At 75.2% G+C, this 16,428-nt stretch carries 16 protein-coding genes; 5 read left to right on the forward strand and 11 right to left on the reverse strand.

Annotated elements, in window-relative coordinates:
• Positions 1 to 159: 159 nt before the first annotated feature.
• On the forward strand, positions 160 to 2,880 hold the full coding sequence (locus ACIBSW_RS30630) for a LuxR C-terminal-related transcriptional regulator (RefSeq protein ID WP_354728109.1): 2,721 nt from the start codon (positions 160 to 162) through the stop codon (positions 2,878 to 2,880).
• Between the two features lie 15 nt (positions 2,881 to 2,895).
• Here the strand turns inward: ACIBSW_RS30630 and ACIBSW_RS30635 are convergent, their stop codons facing one another.
• From ACIBSW_RS30635 to ACIBSW_RS30675, 9 genes are all read right to left on the reverse strand, one after another.
• Entirely contained in the window at positions 2,896 to 3,867 is a 972-nt protein-coding gene (locus ACIBSW_RS30635; RefSeq protein WP_354728111.1) for a pirin family protein, read from the reverse strand.
• 9 nt (positions 3,868 to 3,876) lie between these two features.
• Complete coding sequence (locus ACIBSW_RS30640; RefSeq protein ID WP_354728113.1) at positions 3,877 to 4,341, reverse strand: MarR family transcriptional regulator; 465 nt, start codon at positions 4,339 to 4,341, stop codon at positions 3,877 to 3,879.
• Between the two features lie 56 nt (positions 4,342 to 4,397).
• Positions 4,398 to 5,003, reverse strand: a complete 606-nt coding sequence (locus tag ACIBSW_RS30645) for an HAD-IA family hydrolase (RefSeq protein ID WP_354728115.1) — start codon at positions 5,001 to 5,003, stop codon at positions 4,398 to 4,400.
• A 5-nt stretch (positions 5,004 to 5,008) separates the two neighbouring features.
• Positions 5,009 to 5,431: a hypothetical protein gene (locus tag ACIBSW_RS30650; protein WP_354728117.1), complete on the reverse strand. Its 423-nt coding sequence runs from the start codon at positions 5,429 to 5,431 to the stop codon at positions 5,009 to 5,011.
• A 79-nt stretch (positions 5,432 to 5,510) separates the two neighbouring features.
• Positions 5,511 to 6,131, reverse strand: coding sequence for a Clp protease N-terminal domain-containing protein (locus tag ACIBSW_RS30655; RefSeq protein ID WP_354728119.1), 621 nt, complete (start codon positions 6,129 to 6,131; stop codon positions 5,511 to 5,513).
• Between the two features lies 1 nt (position 6,132).
• A complete protein-coding gene (locus ACIBSW_RS30660; protein ID WP_354728121.1) occupies positions 6,133 to 6,369 on the reverse strand; it encodes a helix-turn-helix domain-containing protein in 237 nt (78 codons plus the stop codon).
• A gap of 115 nt (positions 6,370 to 6,484) precedes the next feature.
• The gene (locus ACIBSW_RS30665) at positions 6,485 to 7,267 is read right to left on the reverse strand and encodes a VOC family protein (RefSeq protein ID WP_404799504.1); all 783 of its coding nucleotides are present in this window, start codon (positions 7,265 to 7,267) and stop codon (positions 6,485 to 6,487) included.
• 155 nt (positions 7,268 to 7,422) lie between these two features.
• Positions 7,423 to 8,691 carry a cation:proton antiporter gene (locus ACIBSW_RS30670; protein WP_354728123.1) on the reverse strand — a complete coding sequence of 423 codons (1,269 nt, stop codon included), beginning with the start codon at positions 8,689 to 8,691 and terminating at the stop codon, positions 7,423 to 7,425.
• A gap of 51 nt (positions 8,692 to 8,742) precedes the next feature.
• Positions 8,743 to 10,881: a SpoIIE family protein phosphatase gene (locus ACIBSW_RS30675; protein WP_354728125.1), complete on the reverse strand. Its 2,139-nt coding sequence runs from the start codon at positions 10,879 to 10,881 to the stop codon at positions 8,743 to 8,745.
• 485 nt (positions 10,882 to 11,366) lie between these two features.
• Between ACIBSW_RS30675 and ACIBSW_RS30680 the strand changes: the two genes are divergently transcribed.
• On the forward strand, positions 11,367 to 12,755 hold the full coding sequence (locus ACIBSW_RS30680) for a hypothetical protein (RefSeq protein ID WP_404799505.1): 1,389 nt from the start codon (positions 11,367 to 11,369) through the stop codon (positions 12,753 to 12,755).
• 23 nt (positions 12,756 to 12,778) lie between these two features.
• Here ACIBSW_RS30680 and ACIBSW_RS30685 read toward each other — a convergent pair whose 3' ends face one another.
• Complete coding sequence (locus tag ACIBSW_RS30685; RefSeq protein WP_354728127.1) at positions 12,779 to 13,135, reverse strand: DUF6401 family natural product biosynthesis protein; 357 nt, start codon at positions 13,133 to 13,135, stop codon at positions 12,779 to 12,781.
• Positions 13,136 to 13,215: 80 nt separating this feature from the next.
• Between ACIBSW_RS30685 and ACIBSW_RS30690 the strand changes: the two genes are divergently transcribed.
• The gene (locus tag ACIBSW_RS30690; RefSeq protein ID WP_354728129.1) at positions 13,216 to 13,659 is read left to right on the forward strand and encodes a hypothetical protein; all 444 of its coding nucleotides are present in this window, start codon (positions 13,216 to 13,218) and stop codon (positions 13,657 to 13,659) included.
• Positions 13,660 to 13,665: 6 nt separating this feature from the next.
• On the opposite strand, the gene ACIBSW_RS30695 is transcribed toward ACIBSW_RS30690, so the two are convergent.
• Entirely contained in the window at positions 13,666 to 13,881 is a 216-nt protein-coding gene (locus ACIBSW_RS30695; RefSeq protein ID WP_354728130.1) for a hypothetical protein, read from the reverse strand.
• 115 nt (positions 13,882 to 13,996) lie between these two features.
• Here ACIBSW_RS30695 and ACIBSW_RS30700 point away from each other — a divergent pair, with 115 nt between their 5' ends.
• A complete protein-coding gene (locus ACIBSW_RS30700; protein ID WP_354728132.1) occupies positions 13,997 to 14,707 on the forward strand; it encodes a hypothetical protein in 711 nt (236 codons plus the stop codon).
• A gap of 19 nt (positions 14,708 to 14,726) precedes the next feature.
• Complete coding sequence (locus ACIBSW_RS30705; protein ID WP_354728134.1) at positions 14,727 to 16,316, forward strand: NAD(P)/FAD-dependent oxidoreductase; 1,590 nt, start codon at positions 14,727 to 14,729, stop codon at positions 16,314 to 16,316.
• Positions 16,317 to 16,428: the final 112 nt, after the last annotated feature.

Below are 16,428 nucleotides of genomic sequence, written 5' to 3' on the forward strand. Positions count from 1 at the left end.
TCGGTGGCCGCCGCCGCTAGCCTTTTCCTAGCGGCCGGCCCTGACGCCCCCACGTACGTGTGCGCGAATGCGTGTACTTACGGATGTGCGTGCCCCTGCCCGCCTGGCAGCGTGTTCCGCGGACCGCGCCGGGCGGTCCGGCCAGGTGGCAGGGGACAGATGACCGGGAACGGATCCGACGAGAAGCACGACCACACCGAGATCCGGGAGGCCGAGCTGGGCGCGCTGCGCCGGGCGCTGGCCCGTTGCGCGCCCGGCGGCCGCTGGGTCGTCGCCGAGGTCGCCGGTGATCCGGGGATGGGCAAGTCCATGCTCCTGGCCCGCTTCGCCCGGCACGCGGCCGACGCCGGCTGGCGGGTCCTGCCCTGGCGGTCCGGGCCGGCCGGGCACCCGCAGCCGTGGCAGCAGGTCCCCGTCGACCGGCCGCCGGGCGAGGCGTTCGCCGAGGTGCTGCGCCCGCCGGCCGGGCAGCGCCACGTGCTGATCGTCGACGACGTGCACCGGGCCGACCCGGCGTCCGCGCGGCTGCTCGCCGACCTGCTGCGGCACCCGCCGCTCGGGCCGGTGCTGCTCGTCCTCGCGCACCGGCCGCGGCAGCTCACCGGCGACCTCGCCGCGGCGCTGGCCCGCACCGACGCGGACGCCGCGGTGGTGCGGCGGGTCGCCCTGCGGCCGCTGAATCCGGCCGAGTCGGCGGCCCTGCTGCCCTCGGCGCCACCGCACCGGCGGGCCGAGCTGCACGAGGCGGCCGCGGGCAACCCGCTCTACCTGCTCGCCTCTGCCGGTACGCCCGGAGCCGTGCCCATTCGCGTCCGGACCGCCCTCGAGCCGGAGCTGCTCGCCGGCTCGCCGACCGAGCGGCTGGTGGTGTGGGCCGCCGCGGTGGCCGGCGACCCGGCCGACCCGGAACTGATCGCCGCGGTCGCCCAGTGCGAGCCGGACGTGGTCTACCGCGCGCTGGACCGGCTCGCCGCGGACGACCTGCTGCGCCCGGCACACACCGGCGCCGGATTCCGGTTCCGGCACGAGGTGGTGCGCGCCGCCGCGTACGAGTCGGCGCCCTCGGGCTGGCGGCTGGCCGCGCACGGCCGGGCCGCCGCGGCGCTGCGCGAGCGCGGCGCCGGCGCGGCCGAGCGGGCCGTGCACCTCGAGCGCTGCGCCGCACCCGGCGACGAGGATGCCGTCGAGACGCTGAGCCGGGCCGCCGCCGGCGCGGCCGACCGGGCGCCCGCCGACGCGGCGCGCTGGCTCACCGCGGCGCTGCGGCTGCTGCCGGCCGGGCCGCAGACCGAGGAGCGGCGGGCCGGGCTGAGCCTGCGGTGCGCGCGGGCACTGTGCCTGGCCGGCCGGCCGGCGGAGAGCCGCGGGCGGCTGCACCGGCTGCTCGCCGAGCTGCCGGCCGCCGACGCCGGGCGCCGGGCGGAGGCGGTCGTGCTCGCGGCCCGTGCGGAGCAGCTGCTGGGCCGGCACACCGAGGCCGACGCGCTGCTGCGCAGCGAACTCCGGGCGACGCGCGCCACGGCGCGCCCGGAACCGTGCCCCGAGCCGTCCGGCGCCGCAGAGTCGGCCGCGGCCGCGGCGGAGGTGGGTTTGGCCGGTGCGCTCGCTGCGGGTGCGATGCTGCGCGGCGACGCCGCGGCCGCGCGGCGCTGGTCCGCCGAGGTCCTTGACCGGGCCGCCGGCGGCGCGCCTCACGTCGCGGCGGCGGCGATCCACGTGCTGGCCGGCCGCATCACCGGCCCGGCGGGCGCCGACGAGGCGGCTGGAACCGGCCTGTCGCTCGATGATGCGGCCGAGGCCGGCCCGCTGCTCGACGAGGCGGCCGACCTGGTCGACGCCATGCTCGACGACCGGCTCGTCGCCGCGCTGGAGGACGTCCGCTGGCTGGCCGAGGCCGAGCTGGCGGTTGGGCGGTCCGGCGCCGCCCTGCGGCACGCCGGGCGGATGCTGGCCCTCGCCCGGTACTCGAACCGTTACGACGTGCTCGCCACGCTGCACGGGATCGCGGGGCGGGCGCGGCTGCTCGGCGGCGACCTGCAAGGTGCCGTCGAGAGCCTGGACCGGGCTGCCGCCGACGCCGGGCGCAGCGGCAGCCCGGCGTGCCTCGCCGAGGCGACGGCGTGCCTCGCCTGGTCGTCGATGTGGCAGGGCGACGCCGCGGCGGCGGCGCGGCTCGCCGCGCAGGCACACGAGCAGGACGGCCCGGTGGCGTCCCGGCTGGTCGGCGGCGGCGCCGCCGCGCTGCGGGCCTGGCGGCTGCTCGGCGACGACGCGAGCGCGGCACACCGGCTCGGCCGCGCCCTCGACGCGTCCGGCGGCGATCCGCTGGTGCGGGTCCGCTGGCTCGAACTGGCCGCCCTGACCTGCGCGGAGCGGGGGTTCCCGGCCTCCGCCTCGGCGTGCGCGGCGTCGGCCCGGCGGCTGGCGGCGGGAAGCACGGATCACCGGATCCGGGGGTACGCGGCGCTGGCCGAGGCGCGCGCCCTCCTCGGCGCGGACCCGGAGGCCGCGGCCGACGCGGCCCGGCTCGCCGCCGACCTGCTCGCCGGCGCGGGCGACGGGCTCGGCGCCGGCGAGGCCCGGCGCCGGCTGGACGCCGCGGTGTCGGCGGCGGGCGACGGCGCCAAGGCCGGCGGGCTGGCCGCGCTGACCGCGCGGGAGACCGAGGTCGTCACCCTGGTCGCCGAGGGGCTGACCAACAAGGAGATCGCGCACCGGCTCTTCCTGAGCCCCGGCACGGTGTCGATCCACGTCGGCCGGGTCTATGCCAAGCTCGGCGTCACGCGCCGCGCCGCGGCCGCCGCCCGGCTGGTCGGCGCCGGGCTCGCCGGGCCGCGGCCGTCCCGGGCACCCGGGCGCGATCAGGTACGGCCCGGGTGATCCGGCGGCGCGGTGTCAGTCGGTGTGCGGGAGCCGGTCCGCCGGGATGACGCCCAGGCGGCCCTTCTGGTAGTCCTCGAACGCCTGCATGAGCTCCTCGCGGGTGTTCATCACGAAGGGGCCGTACTGCGCGACCGGCTCGCGGATCGGCCGGCCGCCCATGATGAACAGCTCCATCGCGGGGACGTTGGAGTCCTGCGACTTCGCGGCGGCGACCCGGATCGTGTCTCCGGCGCCGTGCGCGGCGAGCTGGCCGATCTGGATGGGGCGCGCCTCCACGCCGACCGTGCCGCGGCCGGCGAGCACGTAGACCAGCGCGTTGTAGTCGGCCTGCCAGGGCAGGTCGAGCTCGGCGCCCGGCTGGAGGGTGACGTGGGCGAGGTTGATCGGGGTGTGCGTCGACCCGGGACCGGCGTGCCCCGCGATCTCGCCCGCGATCACCCGGATCAGGCTGCCGCCGTCGGGGCTGGTCAGCAGCGCCGCCTGGTTGCCGCGGATGTCCTGGTACCGCGGCGCGATCATCTTGGCCGCCCGGGGCAGGTTCACCCAGAGCTGCAGGCCGTGGAAGAGCCCGCCGCTGGCGACCAGCTGCTCCGGCGGCGCCTCGATGTGCAGGATGCCGCCGCCCGCGGTCATCCACTGGGTGTCGCCGTTGGTGATCGAGCCGCCGCCGCCGTTGGAGTCCTGGTGGTCCATCTGGCCGTCGATCATGTAGGTGACGGTCTCGAAGCCCCGGTGCGGGTGCCACGCGGTGCCCTTGGGCTCGCCCGGCGCGTAGTCGACCTCGCCCATCTGGTCGAGGTGGATGAACGGGTCCAGCTCGTTGGCCGGCACCCCGGCGAAGGCGCGCCGTACGGGGAAGCCCTCGCCCTCGTAGCCCGACGGCGCCGTGGTGAGCCGGTGCACGGGCCGGAACCTGCTGTTGGCCGGGTCGAGCCGCGGCAGGCGCGGCAGGACCAGGACGTCGTCGACGGTGATCGCGGGCATTTCTCTCCCTCAGGCTGTGACCGGCAGCGAGCGCAGTCGCGGACCCAGGCGTCCGAAGACGCGGGTGATGGCGGCGATCTCGGCGTCGTCGAGGTCGTCGATGAACGTTTCCCGCACGGTGGCGAGATGCAGCGGCGCGGCGGCGGTGAGCGCGGCCAGGCCGGCCTCGGTCAGGACGGCCTCCTGGCCGCGCCCGTCGTCGGAACAGCTCTGCTTACGGACCAGGCCGCGCTTGGCCATCGAAGTGATCTGGTAGGTGCACCGGCTGGGCGAGAAGACCAGCCGGCTGGCGAGCTCGCCCATCCGGACCCGGCGCCCGGGCGCCTCGGAGAGCGCGACCATGACGTGGAAGTCCGCCATGCTCAGCCCGGTGGCGGCGCGCAGGTCCTCCTCCAGCCGGGTGTGCAGCGCCCAGCTGCTCTCCACGAAGGCCCGCCAGGCCTGCTGCTGGCTGTCGCTGAGCGGTCGCGTCATGGCACGACCATAACTCTTTCAAATCTGAAATACCACCGGTACGGCGGTGGCGGCCGTCACGGGTTCAGCAGCCGGTGCAGCCCGCCGAGGTCCTCGAGGCGCAGGTCGCCGTCGACGCCCTTGAGCGCGGCGACCCGGGCGCCGGCCGCCCGGCCCGCGGCGACGCCGACCTCCGCGTCCTCGACCACCAGGCAGTGCCGCGCCGCGACGCCGAGCAGCTCGGCCGCGCGCAGGTAGCCCTCCGGATCCGGCTTGCCGGCCCGGACGTCCTCGACCGTGACCAGCACCGGCGCCTCGATGCCGGCCGCGCCCAGCCGGGCCCGGGCCAGCCGCAGGTCGGCGCTGGTCACGACCGCCCAGGGCAGCCGCAGGGCCGCCAGCAACCCGAGCGCGCCGCGGGTCGCCACGACGTCGGAGAGGTCGTCGTACTGCAGCTCGAGCTGGCGGGCCGCGGCGCCCGCGACGTCGCCCTCGGGCAGGCCGGGCAGCATCAGCCGGACGGTGCGCTCGGCCGGCGCGCCGTGCGCGACCGCGAGCACCGCGTCGGGGTCGGCACCGAACTCGGCGGCCCAGCTGCGCCAGGCGCGCTCGACGGCCGCGTCGGAGTCGACCAGGGTGCCGTCCATGTCGAAGAGCACCGCCGCGATGGTTTCCGGATCCACGCCGGTCAGCCGCGGTAGTAGAGGCGCAGCTCGAAGCCGTCGGCGCGGGACCGCCAGCCCAGATCGTCGACGGCGCGCACCTCGGGCCGCCCGGCGAGCCAGTTCGCCGCCATGGCGAGCACGTCGGCGGGCGTGCCGCCGGTGAAGACCCGCCGGCGGCCGTGATCGTCGGCCGGTGCCGGCGCGTGCCGGGGGTAACTGTGCGCGGTCAGCGTCGGCTCCGGTCCGGTGATCACGGCGGTGGCGCCGACGGCCTCGCCGTCGACGACGCCCTGGATGAACCAGTCGTTGATCGACTCGTCGTGCTCGACGCTCCACCCGCTGACCGGCCCGAGATCCGAGGCGATGACGCGCTTGGCGTTGTCGAGCGCGGCGTCGAGGGTGGGTAGATCGATGTCGTCGCCGTTGTACTCGACGCGGTAGTTCATCCTGCCTCCAGCGGTCGCCCAGGTCGGCGGTAGTACCCAGGCGACCGCCAGAATAGGCCTGCCCGCGCCCGGCTCGGGCTCAGGCCGCCTGCTCGCGCAGCGAGCGGGTCACGTCCTCGCGCAGCCGGGCGAGGTCGACGTCCGCCTCCGCCAGGATCTGCACGGCCAGGCCCGCGCCCTCGCGCAGGATGCCGAGCATGATGTGCTCCGGCGCGATGAAGTTGTGCTTGAGGCGGATCGCCTCGCGCAGCGAGAGCTCGAGGACCTTCTTGCTCCGGGGCGAGAACGGCGTGTGCCCGCTGCCGTAGAAGCGGCGCAGCAGGCCCCGGCGCTTCGGCGCGGTGTCCCGCGGCAGGCGCAGCGCGCCGGGGCCGAAGTTCTCCTCGATGGCCCGTCGGACCGCGTCCAGGTCGATGCCGATCGCCTTGAGGGCCGCCGCGTCCTCCGCATCCGCCTCCGCCAGCACGTCCCGGTACGGCGTCTCGCCACCGTCGACGCGGCGGATGATCTCGGCCCGGACGTAGGCGGCGTCGACGCCGCGGTCCCGCAGGGCCGGCGCCGAGGCCACCGGGCCGTCCGCGTCCGCGAGCAGCGACAGGAGCACGTGCTGTGTGCCGATCGGGGCCTGCCGCAGGTCGCGGGCCTCCTCCTGGGCGCGTACGACGGCGGTTCGTGCCGCGTGGGTGAATCGCTCGAACATCTCAGCCCTCCCGTGGGTCCGGCATCGGCATGCGGCCGGCGTGCTTCTTGTGGACGCCCTGGCGGGTCACCTCGAGGGCGTCCGCGATCTCCTGCCAGGACCAGCCCTTGCGGCGGGCGTTGGCCACCTGGAGCTGCTCGAGGCCCTCCAGGAGGCGGCGCAGCGCCACCACCGCGCGCAGGCCGACCCGTGGGTCGGCGCTGCCCGCGGCCGCGGCGAGATCGGTTGCTTCGGTCATGGCTGTCAACCTATGTTGACACAGCCGATCTGTCAACCATGGTTGACATCGACCTCGGAACACGAAGAAGGCGCCGGACCCGGGTCCGGCGCCTTGCTTGTCGTCCGACCTGTACCTAAGCCCCGAACGTCAGCTCCATGCCCGCCGTCGGGGTGAACGACATGCTGAGCTCGACCGGCAGGGCCGCCGGCGCCGCCACCGAGAACGGGACGCCCCACGGGTCGAGCAGCTCCGCGTAGCTGCCGAAGCCCATGTCCGTCGGGCCCGCGATGACGCCGCCGCCGAGGGTGCGGCACAGCTCGATGGTCTCCGCGCAGTCCGCGACCTGGAAGGCCGCGCGCCACCAGCTGCCGCCCCGGCTCGGCGCCAGGCCGGCCATCGCGTCGTGCGCGGTGGTGATCCACTCGCCTCGGGTGCCGTCGCTGCCGTACTCGTCGCGCAGCGGCCAGCCGAAGGCGCGGCCGTAGAAGCCCGCCGCCGCGACCGCGTCGTCGGTGAGCAGCTCCGGGAAGGTCATCGTGCCCGGCTCGCCACCCACCTGCGCGCCGGTGAAGTCGCCGCTCTCCCAGAGGCCGAGCAGCGCGCCGGCCGGGTCGGCGATCAGCGCCGAGCGTCCGCCGTGCCCGTCCGCGGGCGGGGTGACCAGCCGGCCGCCGGCCTCGCGGACCCGGGTGATCGACGCCTCGAGGTTGTGCTCGGTGAGATAGGTGAGCCAGCCGACGGGCCGGTCGGGGCGCGCCCGGGTCAGGCCGGCCGCGGCGCGGCCGCCCAGTTTGAAACGGTCGCCGGCCGGTTCCCAGCCGAAAAGACCGGCATAGAAATCCGCCGCCCGTGCGGGATCCGCACTCGCCAGTTCGACCCAGCAGGGGGTCGCCGGCGCAAAGCCCCGAATTCGCATCGGCCGCACCTTTCCTGTCGTTCCATCATGGAATCTCGGCCTGGGGAGGTGCCGATCACCTTACAGGTATGAATACGCTCCGCCACCATACTCGGGTTCAATGTCCTAAATAAACTACGAGTTCGCGAGGCAAGCATTACTCAGCGTGGCGATCATTACTGAGAGTGTCGTTCTTCCGGGGTCCGGGATCGTTCGTTGGACCTATCCAAAAGCCGCATCACAGGCGTGGCCGCAACGCCGTGCAACACCACGCTCACGACCACGACTAATGCGACTGTCGCCCATATGACATCCACGTTCGGGAACGTCGCATGGCTCATCGCATAGGCCAGGTAATAAAACGAACCAATGCCGCGGATCCCGAACGCGGCGATCACCCAGTGCTCGGAGGTGCGGCCCGGCGCACCCCGCAAGGACAGGAAGCCGGTCAGCGGGCGGATCACCAGGATCAGCGCGAGGCCGGCGAGGGCGGCCGGCCAGGTCAGCGGCAGCAGCAGGCCGCCGACGACGGCCCCGCCGAGCAGCAGGAGCAGCAGCACGGTCAGCAGCCGCTCGATCTGCTCCGCGAAGTCGTGCAGCACCTGGTGGTACTCGTGCGAGCGCTGCGCCGAGCGGATGGCGCGCGCCGCGATGAAGACGGCCAGGAAGCCGTACCCGCCCGCCACCTCGACCAGCCCGTACGCGAGGAACGTCGCGGCGAGGGCGAGGAAGCCCTCCGCGTGCCGGGCCAGGCGCAGCTCGTGGCGGGGCGCCCGGAAGAAGAGCTTGCCGAGCAGCCGGCCGATGACCAGTCCGCCGACCACGCCGACCGCGCCCTTGTAGAGCACGTCCACCAGCATCCACTCGGCCAGCCAGCTCTCGTGGGTCGCGGCGGCGGCGGCCAGCGCGATCGCCGCGTACACGAACGGGAAGGCCAGGCCGTCGTTGAGGCCCGCCTCCGAGGTCAGGGCGAACCGCACCTCGTCCTCGGAGTCCTCCTCGTCGGTCGGCTCGCCGACCTGGACCTCCGCGGCCAGCACCGGGTCGGTCGGCGCGAGGGCCGCGCCGAGCAGCAGCGCCGACGCCGGCACCAGGCCGGCCCACCACCAGCCGAGCAGCGCCATCGCCGCGATGGTGGCCGGCATCGCGACGGCCAGCAGCCGCCACGTCGACGACCAGCGGCGGCCGGCCAGCGGGCGGTCGATCTTCAGGCCGGCGCCCATCAGCGCGACGATCACGCACACCTCGGTGAGGTGCTCGGTCAGCTCCGGCCGGGCCAACGGGTCGATCTCCGGGAGCCCGATGGGCAGCGCGAAGACGAGCATCCCGAGCGCGAGGAAGGCGATCGGCATGGACAGCGGGCGGCGTTCCAGGACCCGCGGCAGGATGCCGGCCAGCAGGGCCGCCACACCGAACAGGGCGAACAGAAGATCGGAAAGCTGCACGGCAGTCAGACTGCCCCGCGACGGGCGAAAACATGCCGCCCGCCGCCGGGATCAACGTGGCGGGATGAGCATTTCGAACCAGACCGTCGAGCCGCGCACCGTCGGGTCGGTGCCCCAGGCGTCGGTCAGCTCCTCGATCAGGCCGAGGCCGCGGCCCCGGCTGCTCAGCGTGTCGGTGCGGGCCCGGGTGACGCTGCCCCGGGTACCCGTGTCGGCAACAGAGACCAGCAGGCGCTCCGCGCTCAGGTCGATGTGCACCTGTGCCGGGGTGCCCGCGTGCAGCAGGGCGTTCGTGGTCAGCTCGCTCGTGCACAGGATCGCGGCGCCGATCACCGGCTCCGGTACCGACCACTCGCGCAGGCGGGCCGACATCCACTGGCGTACCCGGCTCGGGCCCGTCGGCTCGGCCGGCACCAGCATCGTCGCCGAGCGGCTCAGGGCCACCGCCCGCTCGACGGCCAGCACGGCCACGTCGTCGTCGGTGCGGCCGGCCACCGCCGCCGTCGCCAGCGAGCACAGGTTGCGCGGGTCGCCGCTGCTCGCCGCCGCGGCCGCGGCCACCAGATCCGCGAGGCCGTCGCTCAGCGGCCGGTGGCGGCGCTCCACCACGCCGTCGCTGAACAGCAGGATCGAGTCGCCCGGCTCGAGGCGCAGGGACGTCGTGCGCCACTGCCCGCCGAGGCCGAGCGGCGCGCCCGGCGGCAACGCGACGAGCTCCGCGGTCGCCGGCCCGCCGGCCGGGCCCGGGCGGCGCACCACCGGCGGCGGGTGGCCGGCGCTGGCCACCGTGATCGTGCCGTCGGCGAGGTCCAGCACGCCGTAGACGACGGTCACGAAGATCTCCTCGTTGCGCGACTCCGCGCCGAGCGAGGTGACCAGGCGGTCCAGCCCGGCGAGGACCGTGCCGGGCGCCGGGTCGGTCAGCGCCAGCGCGCGCAGCGCGGCCCGGACCTGACCCATCACGGCGGCCGCGCGGACGTCGTGGCCGGCCACGTCGCCCAGCACGATGGCCAGGCGGCCGTCGGTGAGCTCGAAGGCGTCGTAGAAGTCGCCGCCGGCGGCGTTGCCGTCCACCCCGACGTCGTAGCGGGCCGCGATCCGGAACCGCTCCAGCTCCGGCAGGTGCTCGGGCAGCATGCTGCGCTGCAGGAGCTGGGCCGTGCCGTGCTGCGCCTCGAATCGGCGGGCGCGCTCGGCGGCCTGGGCGACCAGTTCGGCGGCGGCGTAGAGCAGCGCGCGCTCGGCCGGCAGCCACGTGTGCGCCGTGCGGTAGCCCATGGTCAGGGCGCCGACCAGCGAGGCGGTGCGCAGCGGCATGGCCGCCAGGGCCCGGATGCGGCGCTCGTGCCGGTCGGTCGCGATCTTGGCGAGCGGCGAACCGTCCGGCTGGAACAGGGGCCGGCCGGTCTGCGCCGCGGCGACCAGGGGCGAGGCGGCGTCGGTGCCGATCCGCTTCCACAGCGGCGGCAGGCGCTCGTCGGCCTCGTCCATCATCTCGCCGCGGATGCGCCGCACGTAGCGGAACTGCGGCCCGTCGTCGACGGCGAAGACGCAGTGGTCCACGTCGAACGAGGCCATCGCGTAGGCCAGGACGACGCGCGCCACGTCGTCGATGGTCAGCGCCGTCGCCAGCTTGGCGGTCAGGTCGCCGAGGCTCTGCAGCCGGCGGGTCACCTGGGTCGTCTCGGCCGCGACGGTGAGCACGCCGACGACGGTGTCGTGCGCGTCCCGGACCACCGAGTGGCCGCGGGTGAACGAGGCCTGCTCGACCTGGCCGGCGCTGCCGCGGGCCACCGCGATCTGCGTCTCGGCCTCGAGGAACGGCTGGCCGGTCCGGTAGACGTCCTCGACGACGCCGCCGACGCCGGGCGCGGTCCACTGCTCGCCGAAGACCTCGGCGCCGGGCCGGCCCAGCGCGTCGGGGTGCCGGTCGCCGAGCAGCTCCGCGTACGCGTCGTTGTAGACCAGCACGTGGTCGTCGCCGTAGGCCAGCGCCATCGGCACGGGGGAGGCGAGGAGCACGTCGACCGTCGCCCGTACGGCCGGATCCCACGCCTGCGCCGGCCCCAGCGAGGTGGCGGCCCAGGGGTGGACGCGGACCCGCGCGGCGCAGTCGACGGCGGGCACCGCCGGAGCGCCGGTCTGGTTGGGCAGCGTGGTCATCGCTGAAGGGCTCCCCATGCCGGCCATGAGATGAGCGTAGCCCGCCTCGGCCGTTCGGACGATGTGGGCACCATACGGTCGTCCGATTATGGCCGGTACGCGTAGGTGGACTGGGTGTGTCGCTCGGGACCAGTCCCGGCGAGATCTTACGATGCGTGGTCCGGGTGCGTGAGATCCGGCCCCGGTGCGCCCGCCCGGCGGCGACCTCGGCCGGGCCCTTGCCGCCGCGGACACGTTGCTGAGCTGCGATGATCCGGCTCGCGCCCGGGACCGTCGCCATCGGTGAGGGCTCCTCGCGCGACTACTCTCCGCAGCGGCGTCGTGACGGCCCCCGGCCGCCGAGGGTGTCGCATAGTCGACAAGGGCCGGCGTACCGGAATCCATGTTCGACCGTCGCCGGCCGGTCGGGGAAAACATCGCCGCGCCGAGCTGCGGTACGGCCCCGGGCGACCTATGGTCGGCACAGGCCGGCCGTCCACGCCGGGCGGGTAGCGGGCGTTGAAGGAGAGCGGATGACCGGGCCCGATCTGAGCGATGCGCTGAGCGACATGTGGAGTTCCGTGCTGCTGTTCGTGCCGATCGCGCTGGCGTTCATCGCCATCCTGATCGTCGGCTACGTGTTGGCCCGGATCGCCCGCACGGTGGTCGGCAAGACCCTGCGCCGGGTCGGCTTCGACCGCGCGGTCGAGCGCGGCGCGATCGGCCGGGCCCTGGGCGGCCGGGTCGAGCCGAGCGACCTCTGCGCGAAGATCGCCTTCTACGCGGTACTGCTGTTCGCGCTGCAGCTGGCCTTCGGCATCTGGGGCCCGAACGCGGTCAGCGACCTGCTCACCGCGCTCGTCGCCTGGCTGCCCCGGGCGTTCGTGGCGATCGTCATCATCGTGGTCGCCGCGGCGATCGGCGGCGCCGTCCGCGACCTCATCGGCAGCGCGCTCGGCGGGCTGCCCTACGGCCGGGTGCTGGCGCAGGCCGCGTACTGGCTGATCGTGGCGCTCGGCGTCATCGCCGCGCTGGAGCAGGTGCAGATCGCCACGGCGGTCACCCAGCCGGTCCTGATCGCCGTGCTGGCCACCGTCGCGGGCGTGCTCATCGTCGGCGTCGGCGGCGGGCTGATCCGGCCGATGCAGCAGCGGTGGGAGATCTGGCTGGAGCGGGCCGGCGCCGAGTCGGCGGCGATCCGCGAGCACGCCCGCAACTACGCCGACGAGCGGGCCCGGGCCGCCGCCGAGAAGAAGGCGGCCGAGGAGGCAGCGGCGGCGCTGGCGGCCGAGGAGGCGCGCCGCGCGGAGCAGGCGCGGGTCGCCGAGCAGGAGCGGATCGCCCGGGAGGCGGCGCTCGCCGAGACCGCCCGGCAGGAGGCGGAGCGCGCGGCGGCCGAGGCCGAGCGGCAGCGGGCCGTGCAGGCGGCGGCCGCGGAGACCACGCAGATCATCCCGCTGCCGCGGCGCGGCGACCAGGACGACCGGCCGCATCCGGTACCGGGATTCGGCGAACTCCGGCCGGCGGAGACCGCACCCGCCGACGCGGAGACCACGACCCAGCTGACGGTCGGCGTACCCGCCCGGCCCCGCCCGGCGGCGGAGCCGGACGCCGGGGGCGGCCCGGCGAAGCCCGGCGATGATCCGGACGCGACGGCGGATGTCGGGGGCGACCCCGCGCGGCCCGGCGATGATCCGGACGCGACCGCGGATACCGGCGGCGGCCCGGCCCGGCCCGGCGCGGATCCTGACGGCAGCGACGAGGACGCGACGCCGGTAAAGGACGACTCCGACGACCCGGACACGACGGCGATCATTCCGGAGACCGAGCGGCGGCAGGTGATTCCCCGGCAGGGCGGACCGGCCGACGACGCGGACCGGACCCAGGTGATCCCGGCACGGAGGGCCGACGACGAGACCTGAGGGTCCCGGTGCCGGCCCGGCGGTCAGCGGTCCTTGGGCAGCGTGCGGGTGAGCGAGCAGACCGCTAGCAGGCGGTGCAGCACCCAGTCCTGCTCGGTCCAGTCGACCGGGCCGGCCGGCGGCTCCCAGCCGTGCTTGAAGGCGGCGTCGCGGACACCCTCGGCGTACGCGGCGAGAATGACGGCCGTGAGCGGGCGTACGTCCGTCGACAGGCTGTCGCGGACGCCCGCGACGTGCTGGTCGAGGGTGGCGAGCAGGCCCGGCGACTCCGCCGCGGCCGCGAGGCCGGTATCGCCGACCGAGCTCATCAGCTCATCGAGGCAGGCGTGGGCGGAACGCAGGGCAGCGCGGGCGGCAGCGCCGCTGAACAGGCCATTCATGGGGGGAACGTTAGGGATCCTGGGGTAGTCAACGGGTTCCCGCGACCGTTGCAGATCGGTGGCAGGCCGGAACACCGGCGATGACGGAGGCGGCTGTGAACCATGAGGAACCCGATGACGCGCACCGGCGCCCGGAGGGGATGAGCGACGCGACGGTCGAGGCGCTGGGTCGGCTCAGCGAGGCGCTCGAGGTGATCGAACGGGTGCGCGGGTGCCTCTACGAGGTGCACCAGCTGACCGGGCAGGCCGACTTCAAGCTCGACGAGGCCGTGTCGCTGTTCATGCAGGCCGGGCAGCCCGGGATCGCCCAGCGGATCCAGCGGGAGCTGATCGGCCGCAACATCGTGCCGGGCCACTGGACGTTCCAGCTCGTCGAGGAGTTCGACGACGGGTACTACGCCGAGTTCCGCACGGTGGAGCGGGACGTCCGCGACGAGCTGGCCGGCGGCCGGCGGCACCTCTACGAGGCCGAGCTCAAGGAGCGGCGCCGCACGCACGGCCGCGAGGGCCACGAGGCCCGCTGACCCGGCCTACTCGGTTTCGGCCTCGGTCTCGGCCTGCGGGCGGCGGCGCTGTGCGTCGTCGGCCAGGATGACGGTGGCGACCACGAGGGCGACGACGACGGCGAAGAGCCAGGTGGCGTCGTCCACCAGCCGGGCCGCGACCGGGGCCTGGAAGGCGGCGAGCAGGAAGCCCAGCCAGGCGAGGCGGCGCTGAGGCTCGGAGAGGAAACCGGCAGAACGCATTCGGACAGTCTGACCGGAATTGGATGCTTCGCCGTCACCCTTTCAGCCGATCTCGGGTTGTCCGATGGTGCCCATTGCGCAGCGTCGCCGTCACCCAGCTGCCGGATCGCGAACCTTGTTTCTGCTGGTCGCGGGCCTGCTTGCGAGCTGCACCCTGGCCGGTTGCGCACCGGTGTCGACGCTCGGCGCGCGGCAGATGCCGGCCGGTGACGGCCCGCAGCAGCACGTCCTCGCGGGCGCCCTGCACGGCCGTACGGGCGCCTTCCTGGTCGTCCGGGACGCCGCCTCCCGGGTCGAGGTGCGCCTCGCGGACCTGCCGGGGCTGCTGTACCGGATCAGCACGCCCGCCGACTCCGGGCTGGCGCCCGCCGTCACCGGCACGCCCGGCCGGGTGCGGCTCGGGCTGCGGCCGACCGGCGCGGACGGCCCCGACACGGTCGAGATCCTGCTCAACCGGGCCGTGCGCTGGGACATCCGGCTGCCGGCCGGCGCGGGGGAGCAGCACCTGGACCTGGCCGCCGGGCGGATCCGCCGGGTCGAGCTCGGCTCCGGGACCGGGCTGGTGAGCATGCGGCTGCCGGCGCCGCGCGGTACCGTCCCGATCAAGCTGACCGGCGGCGTCGGCGAGATCGCGGTGGCGATTCCGCCGGGTACCCCGCTCGGCCTGCGCCTGCGCGGCGGCGCGGCGCTGGTGGCCGTGCCCTGGACCCGGCGGGCGCGGGCGGCGGCGGGGATGCTGGTCGCCCCGGCCGGATGGGTCACCGCCCGCAACAGGTACGCGGTGGACGTGGAGTCCGAGGTCGGCACCGTGACCGTCTGGGGCTGACGACAGGGAGGCAACCGGCGTGGAAGCCGTTGACGCGATAGTCATCGGGGCGGGGCACAACGGCCTGGTCGCGGCGAACCTGCTCGCGGACGCCGGCTGGAGCGTCGAGGTCGTCGAGGCGACCCCGCAGGCGGGCGGCGCGGTCCGCTCCGGACACCTCACCGCGCCGGGCTACCTCAGCGACCTGTTCAGCTCCTTCTACCCGCTCGGCTACGCCTCGCCGGTGCTCAGGGCGCTGGAGCTGGGGGAGCACGGGCTGGAGTGGACACACGCGCCGGACGTGTTCACCCATCTGCTCCCGGACGGCCGGGCGGCGACGGTCAGCCGCGACCTGGAGACCACGATGGCCTCGATGGAGCGGTTCGCGCCGGGCGACGGCGAGCGCTGGCGGCGCGCGTACCAGGAGTGGCGCGAGGTCTCCCCGCAGCTGCTGGAGGCGCTGTTCCGGCCCTTCCCGCCGGTGCGCGGGGGCCTGGGCCTGGCTCGGCGGCTGGGAGCCGGCGGCTCGCTGCGGCTGGCCCGCCGCCTGCTGCTGTCGGCGCGCGGGCTGGGCTCGGAGCTGTTCCGGGGCGAGGGCGCGACGCTGGCGCTGGCGGGCTGCGCGCTGCACACCGACCTGTCGCCGGAGGACGCCGGCGGCGGCGTCTTCGGCTGGCTGCTGGCGATGCTCGGCCAGGAGGTCGGCTGGCCGGTGCCGGTCGGCGGCGCCGGGCAGATCACCTCGGCGCTGGTCCGGCGCCTGACGCAGCGCGGCGGCCGGATCACCTACCGGACCCCGGTGACGCGCGTGCTGGTCGCGCGGGGCCGGGCCATGGGCGTACGCACGGCGGACGGGCGTGATCGGCGGGCCCGCCGGGCGGTGCTCGCCGACGTGCCGGCGCCGGCGCTCTATCTCGACCTGGTCGGCGCCCGGTGGCTGCCCTCGCGGGTCGCGCAGGACCTGGAGTTCTTCCGCTGGGACGGCGCGACCATCAAGGTCGACTGGGCGGTGAACGGCCGGATACCGTGGCGCAACCCGGCCGCGGCCGGCTCCGGGACCGTGCACCTCGGCGCCGACCTGAACGGGCTGACCCGCTACGCCGCGCACCTGGCGACCGGGGAGCCGCCGCCGGATCCGTTCCTGCTGATGGGGCAGATGACCACGGCGGACGAGTCCCGCTCGCCGGCGGGCACGGAGTCGGCCTGGGCGTACACCCACCTGCCGCATCGCCGGCACTGGACGGCGGACGAGATCGCCGCCCGGGTGGCCCGGATGGAGGCGGTGATGGAGGAGTACGCGCCGGGCTTCGGCGCGCTGGTCACCGGCCGCCACGTGTTCTCGCCGGCCGGTCTGGAGCGGGAGAACCCGTCGCTGGTCGGCGGCGCGCTGGGCGGTGGAACGGCGGCGGCGTTCCAGCAGCTGTTCCTGCGGCCGATACCGGGCCTCGGGCGCGCGGACACCCCGGTGGAGCGGTTGTTCCTGGCGAGCGCGTCGGCGCATCCGGGCGGCGGGGTGCACGGCGCGCCGGGCGCCAACGCGGCCCGGGCGGCGCTGGCCAGGGACCGGGCGCTGACCGGGCGGCTGTACCAGGCCGCGGTCGGCGCCGCGCACCGGGCGATCTACCACTGATCTCCGGCGCCGGAGCGGTAGGCTGGACGATAGCCGCAAGCTAGTACATACCGGGCACCCCGTGATGTTTACGGTTTCGGGGGTAGGGCATGACTCGCCGGGTGACGCAGCC

Origin of the sequence: Actinoplanes sp. NPDC049668, assembly GCF_044465445.1 — a bacterium.
Lineage (GTDB): Bacteria > Actinomycetota > Actinomycetes > Mycobacteriales > Micromonosporaceae > Actinoplanes.

Coding starts and splice junctions, on each gene's coding strand:
- ACIBSW_RS30635 (WP_354728111.1), bottom strand. CDS start 3,867: ATGCCCGCGATCACCGTCGACGACGTCCTGGTCCTGCCGCGCCTGCCG.
- ACIBSW_RS30665 (WP_404799504.1), bottom strand. CDS start 7,267: ATGCGAATTCGGGGCTTTGCGCCGGCGACCCCCTGCTGGGTCGAACTG.
- ACIBSW_RS30685 (WP_354728127.1), bottom strand. CDS start 13,135: ATGAATGGCCTGTTCAGCGGCGCTGCCGCCCGCGCTGCCCTGCGTTCC.
- ACIBSW_RS30660 (WP_354728121.1), bottom strand. CDS start 6,369: ATGACCGAAGCAACCGATCTCGCCGCGGCCGCGGGCAGCGCCGACCCA.
- ACIBSW_RS30675 (WP_354728125.1), bottom strand. CDS start 10,881: ATGGCCGGCATGGGGAGCCCTTCAGCGATGACCACGCTGCCCAACCAG.
- ACIBSW_RS30695 (WP_354728130.1), bottom strand. CDS start 13,881: ATGCGTTCTGCCGGTTTCCTCTCCGAGCCTCAGCGCCGCCTCGCCTGG.
- ACIBSW_RS30680 (WP_404799505.1), top strand. CDS start 11,367: ATGACCGGGCCCGATCTGAGCGATGCGCTGAGCGACATGTGGAGTTCC.
- ACIBSW_RS30650 (WP_354728117.1), bottom strand. CDS start 5,431: ATGAACTACCGCGTCGAGTACAACGGCGACGACATCGATCTACCCACC.
- ACIBSW_RS30630 (WP_354728109.1), top strand. CDS start 160: ATGACCGGGAACGGATCCGACGAGAAGCACGACCACACCGAGATCCGG.
- ACIBSW_RS30690 (WP_354728129.1), top strand. CDS start 13,216: ATGACGGAGGCGGCTGTGAACCATGAGGAACCCGATGACGCGCACCGG.
- ACIBSW_RS30655 (WP_354728119.1), bottom strand. CDS start 6,131: ATGTTCGAGCGATTCACCCACGCGGCACGAACCGCCGTCGTACGCGCC.
- ACIBSW_RS30640 (WP_354728113.1), bottom strand. CDS start 4,341: ATGACGCGACCGCTCAGCGACAGCCAGCAGCAGGCCTGGCGGGCCTTC.